The organism is Halobacteriovorax sp. (assembly GCF_041587335.1).
GTDB lineage: Bacteria > Bdellovibrionota > Bacteriovoracia > Bacteriovoracales > Bacteriovoracaceae > Halobacteriovorax.
The window spans coordinates 1-10223 of the sequence record NZ_JBFGYP010000112.1; the positions used below are offsets into that span (position 1 = coordinate 1).

Sequence of the window (10223 nt, forward strand, 5' to 3'; positions counted from 1 at the left end):
AAGAATACTTCAACTGCCGTATCGAGTGCAGGGCTTGTTAATACAGGAAAAAAAGAGCTAGATAAAGGGTTACGATTAATTCTAAACCTTGCAGAAAAGGTTCAAGAAATGAACGCAGCATCTAGTGAACTTATAGGAAAAGTAGATAATAACCATAAGAGGTTTGAAGAAATCCTAGGCGTTTTTAATAACGTACAGGATAAAACAAGTGTCATTAACGATATTGTTTTTCAAACAAAGCTTCTATCATTCAACGCTTCAGTAGAGGCAGCGAGGGCCGGAGAGCACGGAAAAGGATTCTCTGTGGTAGCTGAAGAAGTTGGTAACCTTGCTCATATGAGTGGTAATTCGGCCAATGAAATCTCAGAGCTACTAGATGGAAGTTTAAAAAATATTTCATCCATGATTGAGAGTTCAAAATCTGAAGTCAGCAGTGCTGTAAAAAAGAGTGAAGAGATAATTACTCAAACATTAGATATCTCTTCTCGTTGCGAGAAGACTCTTAAAGAAATTGATCAAATGTTCTCAAAAGTTACAGACTCAACGAATGAGATTGCAACAGCTTCTCAAGAGCAAAGCTCTGGTGTTGGAGAAATTAATACAGCAGTTCAAGAAATTGATAATGCAAATCAATTAACAACAAAGAGTGCTCATCAAGTTGAAGACTCTTCGAAAGAGTTAATCAATGTTGCAGAAAGTTTAGAATTTAGTATTGAAGAACTTAGAAAGCTTGTAGCGTAGATTAAAAGAAAGGTACCCGATAGACTGTTATTTTAAATTGCTTCTATCATCAGGTCTTCGGGTACCAATACTTTTTGAGTTGATTTTTCCTAGCAAGAGAGAGGGAAAAGTCAGGATTATCGAACTCGTTTCTTTTTGTTGTTTTGACTCACATCCTGTAAATCTTAACTGACCTTTTTACTACTATGTCTCCATCCGTAGAAACTTCATAAATCGGCTTTTATCTTCCATGATATTCTTGAGTATTCATCCTTGATTACTCTTGCTTTACATATAGCAATAGTGATGCCAAGTTTTTTACTTAATAAGACGTCAAAAAAACTACGAGGGTGACAAAGTGCCCCTACAAACCATAGGGGCAGAGTTAAGTTTCGCATGATTTCATAGTATTAGTAGTCGTCACTTTGTCACTAGTGGCCTACTATTCATCAAATTCCTCTTCTTACATTTTCTGGCCAAACCAAATCACAGAAGCTTGCGAGAGAATTAATGAAGAGGACTACATAAAGATCATTTAAATACTTTAAATAATTAAGAAAATGAGGTGTCAAAAGATACCTAGAAACGACATTATTTTGACTGCACTAAAAACCTTACAACTATTTTGATCAAACTCTAGGAGAGCGTGATAGTAGAAATAGTAGAAATGGCCCCCCCATCAATGCCGTCAAAACACCTATAGGTAATTGGGTACTTGATAAAATATTTCTAGAAAGAAGATCACAAATCATAAGTAGTAATCCACCCAACATGAATGAAGAAGGTATTAATAATTGATGTTTATGACTAAATAATTTCTTGGCCATATGAGGGCCTAGTAGCCCCACAAAGCCAATTGGTCCACACTCGGCAACAACCATTGCAACAACAAGAGAGTTAAGTAAATAAAGGTACTTTCTAAACCTGTAGATATCGACACCTCTAGTAATTGCAATATCATCTCCTAGATACATTATATTAAGCTTACGCGAGTGAAATAGAGAATAAGTTAGAGCAACGAGTGAAATAGGTATTAGCCTAAGAGTAGATTCAAAACCTACAACATCTAACCCACCCATTAACCAGCGAACAACTTGCAGAGCATCTCTTTCATGGCCCATGAATTGTAGGAATAGTATTAGGCTAGAGCATACCATTGAAAGTACAACTCCTGATAGCAATAGAGAGTGCGTACTCACTCTCCCATTTTTAATGGCCATTGAGTAAACAAGAACAACACAAAGTAATGCGAATCCAAAACTAAAGATACTAACGGAGTTTATAAAAGGAATAGTAAAGGCAAGTCCTAGAGTGAAATAAACGGTGGCCCCGAGGGCCGCTCCACTAGCAACACCAAGAGTATAAGGAGTTGCAAGAGAGTTTTTAAACATTGCCTGAAAAAGTAATCCACTAAGAGAGAGAAGTCCTCCCACTAAAAAAGAAAGTGTTACCTGTGGAAGTCTAATACTTAAAACGATGTCTTTAAATACTTCATCACCATAGCTAAAGTCTCCAGGACCAATAAGTAAAGAGAGAGAAGCAAAGAGAAGAATCGTTAAGAATAGAAAAAGAAATTTTAAAAGATTCATTAAAATATCTCCGGAACGATAATCTCTAGAGTTGAACTAGGATGTTTAATCATCTTGAAAGACTTATCAAAGAGTTTATCTAATTGACTCTTGTTAATAATATTCTCTGGCGAACCATCAAAGAAATTCATTCCATTCTTTAACCCGATGATTCTCTTACTATTCATTAAAGTAGAGTTTATATCATGTGAAATAAGAATAACGTCCATTTTCTCTTGCAAAGAAAAAATGATTTGATTGATATCGTCTTGAACTTTTGGATCTAAAAAAGAAGTTGGTTCATCTAGAAGAAGTAACTTAGGTCCTTGAAATACAGAAGCGCCTATAAAGACTCTTTGCCTTTCTCCCCCACTAAGACTTAATAGAGACCTATTTTTTAAGGTCTCAAGGTTAAAGTTTTTTAATATATCGTGACCTCTATCTAACTCTTCTTTAGAAAGTTTTCTTAAGTCTTTGAGGTTAGGATAGTAGCTCATTTCGAAAAAGTCCCATACCGTAAATTCAGCATGAACTTCTAATAACTGAGGAACATAAGAAATTATTTGAGCTCTTTCAAGAATAGAGTACTCCCTAATACTTCTGCCATTTAAAGATATTTCTCCCGTCCAATTATCATAGATTCCAGAAATGCATTTTATGAGAGAAGACTTTCCTGATCCATTAGGGCCCAAAATTGTTAGCAAACCACCAGTAGAGAAATCTAGAGAGACATTTTTCAAAATTTCTTTTTTATTTATAACCAATGATAAGTTATTTATTAACAACATTGTTTTTCCCTACTTCATTCTTTAAGTCTTGAGCGATTTTCCAAACACTAGGTCCTGGGACAAATAAATAATTTCCAACAAGAGGCACATACTTAAAAGAGCTCTTTTTAGATCTTCCAAGTTCCTTCCATGCTTCTTTCTTTAAAGTTAGCGTACTATCATTATGACTTCCAAATATTTCAATAATATAATCATATTTTAAAGAAATAAGATTCTCTCTACCAACTTCAGGATAACTCATTGAGCTCGTCTTTAATATATTGCTCAATCCAATTTTCTCAAGGATATCAGAATAAAAGTTCTTACTTCCCGCCGCCTGGGCCTTAACAACTTTTCCATCTCTAATATCTGAAGATATTAAAAATAAGACCTTTGTATCTTTTAATTTTAAACCTGTACGACTTAAAGAAGTATCTAACTTTCTAACCAGCTCCCTAGCCTCTTGCTCTCGAGAGAAACGCTTCCCAAGAATTTTAATAGAGCTATAAATATCATCTAATCTATCATGAGCAAGGAGGAGTGTTTTGATATTGAGTTTAGATAAATTCTTTACTTGAACTTCACTAGCTGAAGAGCTCAGAATCACGGTACTAGCTTTTAGTTTTAATATTCTTTCATAACTAATATCTAAGGAGGTTCCGACTTTTTCTTTACTGCAAAAAGATTCATCAAATAGGCAGTACTTACTAACACCTACAACACTATCACTAAGACGTAATTCATAAAGAGCTTCACTCAAACTTGGGACAGTACTTACGATCCTCTCGGAAGAAAAACTAGATAGAGAAATGATGAATATAATTATAACTTGTAACAAACCTACTCCCACTATTTGGATAGTTTAAATTCAAATTCAAGATTGTGAGAAATGAAAGATTCATCTCCCAGAGTCATCATATTAAAGCTACTTTTTTTTGAAGCCTCAAGTGCTGCTAAGTCTAATCTTTCATGACCACTACTTTTTGCAATAAATGAATCTACTATTTTTCCATTTCTATCAATAGAAACGGTCACGACTACTGAGCCTTCCTCTTCAAAGATTCTCGATTTATACGGATACTTTGGAATATACTTATTCTCAACACTAATAGAAGACTTTGCAGCTGACTTCTCTGAGACCTTTTCTTTCTGTTGTTGTACGAGAGTCCTAGTCTTTGGTGCCTTCTTCTCGACAGGAATACGTCTATCTAAGTTCACTCTAAAGCTACTCTGTGAGGAACTTAGCTCAACTCTAACGTCTCCACTACTCATCGCTGGAAAGTCTGCCACCAGAACTAGATGAAGAAGAAGAGAAGTTAATATGGAAAAGGTATAAGTTATATTCATTACATTCTAAAATTATACTTTAAGAGGTAATTACGTCCAAGAGTTCCAAAACCATAAACTTCTTCATACTCCTTATCTAATACATTACCTAATTTCAAAATTAAGTTATGTCCTTTAGAGAAATCATATTTAAAGTCTAGATCAACTAAAGAGTAAGAACTTAAGACAATTGAGTCAAAATCACTATTTTCTCTTTGTCCTACATAGGTGTAATTCAATGAGCTGGTTAAAACTTCATTTAGTTGATGAGTTAGACCAACAAAATACTTCTCTCTAGGTCTTCTTGCCAAGTAAGTGCCTTCACTTCCAGATGACTTATTTATTGCCCTAAGTAGAGTTGTAGAGGCATCTATAGTTATCAAATTAAAGTCTGCACTCCATCCAATCTCTACTCCCTTAGACTCGGCCTTGAATGTATTTGTGTACTTATTTAAGGTGCTTTCAAAATCAATGACATTTTCATAAGAATCTTTAAATACTGTAAGAGATATCTCAGAGTTGTATAACTTCTGAACAATTCCAAAATCAAAGCTTCTACTTTTTGTTGGAAGCAGCTTATCGTTTCCATAAGTACTAAATAGCTGATAAAGACTTGGACTCTTAAAGCCAGTAGAAGCATTCATTTTAAATGTTGTATTATCTAGGATATAAACACTCATCCCCGCTTTCCATGTAAGTTGGTCAGCTAAGTTACTCTCCTTTGTCCAACGTCCACCCAGTTGTAAACTCGCTTTATCATAAACAAAGTGAGAGCCAATATATGCGGCTAAAGAATTAAAATTCTTCTTATTATCAATTCTTTCAATACTAGCTTTAGTTTCTTCAAACTCTACGCCATTAATGAGAGTAATATTTTCATTAATAAAGAAAGAATTAAATAACTCAGCTTTCTTCGTCTTTGCTACAAGTCGTGATAAAGAAAAAGAGTTTGTTAATCGATCTGATTTATTAAAATTGAAAGAGAGTTCAGGTACCCAATACTCTCCCATGATTCTTTTATACTTTAGTCCTGCAATTAGCTGGGAGTCTCTTCCCATGTAATTTAACTTATCTTCGGTGCTTGAATCAAAATCACTTTCTGCTCTCACCCCTCTAAGATTAAATTCTACAGAATCCTTTTTAGAAATCTTCTTTTGTCCCTTAAAGTTTGCCGTTAAGTTACTGAGTCCATCTTTTTCCGCCATTGGCGCCCTAAGAGAATTATATGATGATACTCCCTCTACATCTTGAAGGCTCAGACCCATAGAGTAATCAAAGAACTCTCCCTTTTGTGAAGTTGAAAAAGAGGCCATTTTATTATCATAGCTCCCATAGCCAATACTTCCATTTGAGCCAATATTTTTTCCAGGAGACTTTGTTGTTATCTTAATAACTCCCGCTAGTGCATCTGAACCATACAGAACACTCTGGGATCCTTTTAAGATTTCAATTTTTTCAACACTAGATAAATCAATATGTTCTAAAATAGCGGCGCCACCAACGGAGCTCTTATCATTATATTCAACTCCATCTATTACAATAAGTGTATAACTAGAGTCCGCTCCTCTAAGAAAGAGAGATGTGGCCTTCCCAAAAGCTCCATTAGAATTAATATGCAGAGAAGACTTTTTTTGAATTAAGTCTGTGAGACTGCTCTCTCCTGAATTTATAATTTCACTTTCAGAAATAACATCTACAATTGAATTCGTTTTCTCTTTATCTAAAGAGATCTTCTCAGCGGTTACGATAACCTTCGAGCTTGCAAGTGATGGAATCGTCAAAAGTAGTAATAGTAGGCTAAATAGTTTGTTCATAAGCTCCTCCTTAGGGATGACTTAACAAAGAGAATGGATCGGGCTTTTACCGTTGCTGGACAGCGCTAGAATTTCACTAGCTTCACATATTTGATCATTTAAAAACTAACACTATGAACATAAGCCTCATAGATCAAGTTATTTTTACTTTCTGAACTTTGCTACTTTGCACTTAACCAATTTTTAACTATAAAATCATCATGAATAATGAAATTAAAGAAATTTTTATAGTCCCACAGCCCACTTTATTTATGTACTCATCAAGAGCAGGGTTAAACCCTAATGAGCTTATAGAAAAGCTTAAAATGACTCATGACGATCTCTACCCTAAGCTAGGTGGTTACGTGCTAGATAGAAAACAGTACTTTGCGCTACTGTACTTAGCAGGCATTAGAAAAACTAATAATTATTTAGAGAAAGATAAAGAAGAACTTCTAAAGAGTGTTGATACCTCCGAGCTCATAGCTGAGCTCGAAGAAAGAACTAGAGGCTAAAGAAGCGTTCCAATTCTCCATGGTCTAAAGTGAAACTTCTCTTTTGACCATGGGTAAACCATGTTGAACCAAACAACCATAGCTCTACCACGTACATTTCCAAATGGAACAAATCCCCAAACTCTTGAGTCACTTGAATAGTCTCTATTATCACCCATTACAAAGAAATGGCCTTTATCTACTTTAACTTTTGGAATATTTAAGTGGTAAGGCATAGAGTTATTTACAGCTGTAACAAACTTCTTTTCACCAAGCTGTACTTCTTCAAACTCAATTCCCTTCTTATCAAATTTATCATCAAATAAATCAATATACTCTTCTTTAGCTACTGGCTTAGTCTCTATGAGCTCACCGTTTAGGTAAACTTTATTATTATAAACTTCAACCTCGTCTCCAGGAATACCAATAACTCTTTTAACGTAGAGAATATTGCGATCTCTTGGGTATCTAAAAACAATGATATCTCCTCTTTTTGGATCAGAAGGTGTTGATAGATAAATAGGATCACCAAATAAATCTGAGTATGGAAGCTTGAAACCATAAGACATTTTATTCACTAGAATAAAGTCACCAATCGCATTTGTTGGCAATAAAGAGCCAGAAGGTATGTGATTAGGCTCAAAGAAAGATGATTTAAATGCAAATACAGTTACTATAATGTAAATCCACGACAGTAACTCTTTTTTAATTTTATTAAGCTTCTCTACTGACGGATCAACTGCAGTGCTGCTCTCTTGATTATTTTCCATTTTTGTTCCTCATGATTTTAAGAATCTATATTAATACTTTTAATTAAATTCGTCATCTTCCATATATATTGTTCACAAATAACGCGCCAAGCATTCCACTATGAAAAAAGCACTCTCCCTCTTCAAATCATGGCCCTTCCTAGATATAAGTCATTATGAAGTCATTACTACTAGTTAGCTTATATATTTGGACACTTTCATCCCTTGCGACAACAGATCGCTCAAGATATGAAATTCTTCCAACTGATCCAACGACATCTACTATCACTGAGGAATTATTCTACACTGTTATCAATAGGGTTGAGTCTCTCTACAATAATGACTTTGCGGCCAAGGGAATCCTAGTAGACTTCAACAGTAACTGGGAAACGAGCTACTTTAGCGCCTGGGCCCACAATGATAACCCTCCCCTATACTCATTAAACTTCTGGGGTGGAATTGCAAGAATCCCAGGAATCAATGAATACGGCTGGGCCTTTGTAGTTTGCCATGAAGTGGGTCACCTTCTAGGAGGCACGCCATTTAACACTCTTGAGAGCTTCATATGGGCAAGTTCTGAGGGGCAGTCGGACTACTTCGCTGGAGCTCATTGCTTAAAAAGATACTTTGACGCCTTTCCATATACCGGAGAAGAAGTTGAATTAACTCCTAAAATAAAAAATGAATGTAGTCAAAACCATCACTGCCTCAATGCTGCCAAAGCAGCGCTTAGTTTTACAAATATTATTAGATATATTTACAGAGATACCCCAACACTAAGCCTAGAGACTCCGAGCCAACAAGATCCAGTCACAAGTATTCTGAAAAGCTACCCAGATGCTCAATGCCGAATGGATACAATTTTTGAGAGCGGAAAATGTGCTAATGATTATTCGAGTTTAGAGGATTGGGTTTGCAAAGAAGGCCCTGGTAGCAGACCTAAATGTTGGTATAAAAATTAAGGCCCAATAATTGGGCCCTAATATAATTATAAATCTTTAATAATATGAACATCTCTTTGAGGGAATGGAATACTTATTCCGTTTTCATCTAGAGCAAGTTTTACATTCTCTAGAGCATCAAAGTGAACGCCCCAGAAGTCGTCACTTGTTGTCCATACTCTTACAACAAAGTTTACACTACTATCAGCTAACGCTGAAACAGCAATGAAAGGCTCCGCAGGCTCTGAAAGAACTCTTGGGTCTTTCTTTATTGTATTGATAATTATGTCCTTAGCTTTCTTTAAGTCGTCGCCGTATCCAACACCAAACGTTAAATCAACTCTACGAGTAGACTGAGAAGTAATATTATTAATTACTCCATTTGCTAGAGGGCCATTTGGAATAGTTATAATTCTATTATCTGGAGTTCTAAGTTTAGTATAAACCATAGAAATAGATTCAATCTTTCCAACTACCCCTTGGGCCTCAATCACATCACCAGACTTAAACGGCTTTAAAGTAATTAAGAGCACTCCACCGGCAAAGTTTGATAAACTCCCCTGAAGAGCTAAACCAAAAGCTAAACCAACAGAACCTAGAACAGCTATAAAAGAAGTTGTTTGAACTCCAAGAATTCCTAGAACAGATAGAAAAATAGCAACTTTTAAACAAGCACTTAAAATTCCTGTTAGAAATTGAGAAACAGCAGTGTCCACTTTCTTCTTTGATAGTAATTTCTTAAAAACCTTCTTTAAAATTCCTGCTAAGTATAAACCCACAAAGAGTGTTACTAATGCTAGAAACAATTTTGGTGCATAGAGAAGGGCCTTCTCCATTATAATTTGCTGAATATTATCTGCAGAAAAGTCCATATTTACTCCTAAAAATTTGCGATTAAAGAAAGAGTGTAGTTGTAATCATATTTACTCTTACTTACAGTCGGCTGATTGTCGTATTTCCAAAGGTAAGCTGTCTTCATAGAAAGAGTCTTATTTAGAGCAATGATTAATGATGGCTCAATATTTAATAGGTAGTCTTCACTCTCAGAAAAGTTTGGTAAATACTCAACCCAAAACTTACCCTTTATATTTTCTTGAATAACTTCAGTTGCTTCTACAAAAAGACGACCTTTAAAGCCTTTCTTATCTTCACTATTATCTAGTTGCTTTTGAATTGTATATCTTAGACCTGCTTCAGCTAGTAGAGATGATGAATCTGATTTGTAAAAGAAATGTGTCATACCAAGGTCAGTATTAAATCTTCTGTCGTATCCAGAGAATCTATCTGCTTCAATTAACTCACCAAAATAAAGACCTGTTAAAGGAAGAAAAGCATAGTCATATCTTAAACCTAAAGACCAATTTTCAGCACTTCTTACTGAGTCTGATTCACCATAGTGATATGCTCCGTTGAACTTATAAATAGATTTATTTACTTCATATGCGTTATTTGACTTTAGAGTATAAGTTTTTAAGTCAGTGTTTCCACCAGCGATGTTTATAGACGCGCTGTCTTCACTTTTAAACTGAGCAAACGATGTAAGTGAAAGAACTGATAGCAAGACAATGAAAACAGATTTCATTTATTATTCCCCTGTTGTGTAATTTATAGTGAGGAAAAGCTATCTTTCATAGATATGATTGTAAATAATATTATTTAATTCTCTATTTTATAGAACATTGATCTAAGTAATTTCAAGGTCTTCAATATCTTGATCATCTTCTTTAGTGGATTCTGTTAGCTCATAACCAAATTTATTAACGATATCCTGCGCAGTAATAACACCTACAATTCTCTTATCATCAAGTCGACTTACAACTGGTAGTCTAGAGATTTGAAACCTTTTAAGCCTGTGAAAGGCCACC

General features: G+C 35.0%; 12 protein-coding genes and 1 riboswitch. Of the genes, 3 read left to right on the plus strand and 9 right to left on the minus strand.

Going from position 1 to position 10223, the window contains the following annotated elements; translation table 11 throughout:
• The coding region (locus ABX784_RS13180) for a methyl-accepting chemotaxis protein (RefSeq protein ID WP_372655522.1) at positions 1-741 on the plus strand (741 nt) is incomplete at its 5' end.
• 608 nt (positions 742-1349) lie between these two features.
• Here ABX784_RS13180 and ABX784_RS13185 read toward each other — a convergent pair.
• The 5 genes from ABX784_RS13185 to ABX784_RS13205 form a co-directional block, all read right to left on the minus strand.
• Entirely contained in the window at positions 1350-2309 is a 960-nt protein-coding gene (locus tag ABX784_RS13185) for a FecCD family ABC transporter permease (protein WP_372655523.1), read from the minus strand.
• Positions 2309-3076, minus strand: a complete 768-nt coding sequence (locus ABX784_RS13190; protein WP_372655524.1) for an ABC transporter ATP-binding protein — start codon at positions 3074-3076, stop codon at positions 2309-2311. Before ABX784_RS13190 ends, ABX784_RS13185 begins: the two co-directional genes overlap by 1 nt.
• The gene (locus ABX784_RS13195; protein WP_372655525.1) at positions 3060-3893 is read right to left on the minus strand and encodes an ABC transporter substrate-binding protein; all 834 of its coding nucleotides are present in this window, start codon (positions 3891-3893) and stop codon (positions 3060-3062) included. Before ABX784_RS13195 ends, ABX784_RS13190 begins: the two co-directional genes overlap by 17 nt.
• An 11-nt stretch (positions 3894-3904) precedes the next feature.
• Positions 3905-4402, minus strand: coding sequence for an energy transducer TonB (locus tag ABX784_RS13200; RefSeq protein WP_372655526.1), 498 nt, complete (start codon positions 4400-4402; stop codon positions 3905-3907).
• Complete coding sequence (locus ABX784_RS13205; protein WP_372655527.1) at positions 4402-6195, minus strand: TonB-dependent receptor plug domain-containing protein; 1794 nt, start codon at positions 6193-6195, stop codon at positions 4402-4404. Before ABX784_RS13205 ends, ABX784_RS13200 begins: the two co-directional genes overlap by 1 nt.
• Positions 6184-6296: riboswitch (adenosylcobalamin-variant (AdoCbl-variant) riboswitch) on the minus strand. (Overlaps the previous gene by 12 nt.)
• 99 nt (positions 6297-6395) lie before the next feature.
• Between ABX784_RS13205 and ABX784_RS13210 the strand changes: the two genes are divergently transcribed.
• On the plus strand, positions 6396-6689 hold the full coding sequence (locus tag ABX784_RS13210) for a hypothetical protein (protein ID WP_372655528.1): 294 nt from the start codon (positions 6396-6398) through the stop codon (positions 6687-6689).
• Here ABX784_RS13210 and lepB read toward each other — a convergent pair.
• Positions 6686-7438, minus strand: a complete 753-nt coding sequence (gene lepB / locus ABX784_RS13215; RefSeq protein WP_372655529.1) for a signal peptidase I — start codon at positions 7436-7438, stop codon at positions 6686-6688. The genes ABX784_RS13210 and lepB overlap by 4 nt on opposite strands.
• Positions 7439-7593: 155 nt before the next feature.
• Here lepB and ABX784_RS13220 point away from each other — a divergent pair, with 155 nt between their 5' ends.
• Positions 7594-8379: a hypothetical protein gene (locus ABX784_RS13220; protein WP_372655530.1), complete on the plus strand. Its 786-nt coding sequence runs from the start codon at positions 7594-7596 to the stop codon at positions 8377-8379.
• Positions 8380-8405: 26 nt separating this feature from the next.
• On the opposite strand, the gene ABX784_RS13225 is transcribed toward ABX784_RS13220, so the two are convergent.
• The 3 genes from ABX784_RS13225 to ABX784_RS13235 all read right to left on the minus strand — a co-directional run.
• A complete protein-coding gene (locus ABX784_RS13225) occupies positions 8406-9230 on the minus strand; it encodes a mechanosensitive ion channel family protein (RefSeq protein ID WP_372655531.1) in 825 nt (274 codons plus the stop codon).
• An 8-nt stretch (positions 9231-9238) separates the two neighbouring features.
• Positions 9239-9940 carry a YdiY family protein gene (locus ABX784_RS13230; RefSeq protein ID WP_372655532.1) on the minus strand — a complete coding sequence of 234 codons (702 nt, stop codon included), beginning with the start codon at positions 9938-9940 and terminating at the stop codon, positions 9239-9241.
• Between the two features lie 102 nt (positions 9941-10042).
• On the minus strand, positions 10043-10223 hold a 181-nt coding region (locus ABX784_RS13235), incomplete at its 5' end, for a CBS domain-containing protein (protein ID WP_372655533.1).

Bases quoted from the DNA above. Each gene is read 5' to 3' on its own strand.
- ABX784_RS13185 (WP_372655523.1), bottom strand. From the start codon at position 2,309: ATGAATCTTTTAAAATTTCTTTTTCTATTCTTAACGATTCTTCTCTTT.
- ABX784_RS13190 (WP_372655524.1), bottom strand. From the start codon at position 3,076: ATGTTGTTAATAAATAACTTATCATTGGTTATAAATAAAAAAGAAATT.
- ABX784_RS13200 (WP_372655526.1), bottom strand. From the start codon at position 4,402: ATGAATATAACTTATACCTTTTCCATATTAACTTCTCTTCTTCTTCAT.
- ABX784_RS13205 (WP_372655527.1), bottom strand. From the start codon at position 6,195: ATGAACAAACTATTTAGCCTACTATTACTACTTTTGACGATTCCATCA.
- ABX784_RS13210 (WP_372655528.1), top strand. From the start codon at position 6,396: ATGAATAATGAAATTAAAGAAATTTTTATAGTCCCACAGCCCACTTTA.
- lepB (WP_372655529.1), bottom strand. From the start codon at position 7,438: ATGGAAAATAATCAAGAGAGCAGCACTGCAGTTGATCCGTCAGTAGAG.
- ABX784_RS13220 (WP_372655530.1), top strand. From the start codon at position 7,594: ATGAAGTCATTACTACTAGTTAGCTTATATATTTGGACACTTTCATCC.
- ABX784_RS13225 (WP_372655531.1), bottom strand. From the start codon at position 9,230: ATGGACTTTTCTGCAGATAATATTCAGCAAATTATAATGGAGAAGGCC.
- ABX784_RS13230 (WP_372655532.1), bottom strand. From the start codon at position 9,940: ATGAAATCTGTTTTCATTGTCTTGCTATCAGTTCTTTCACTTACATCG.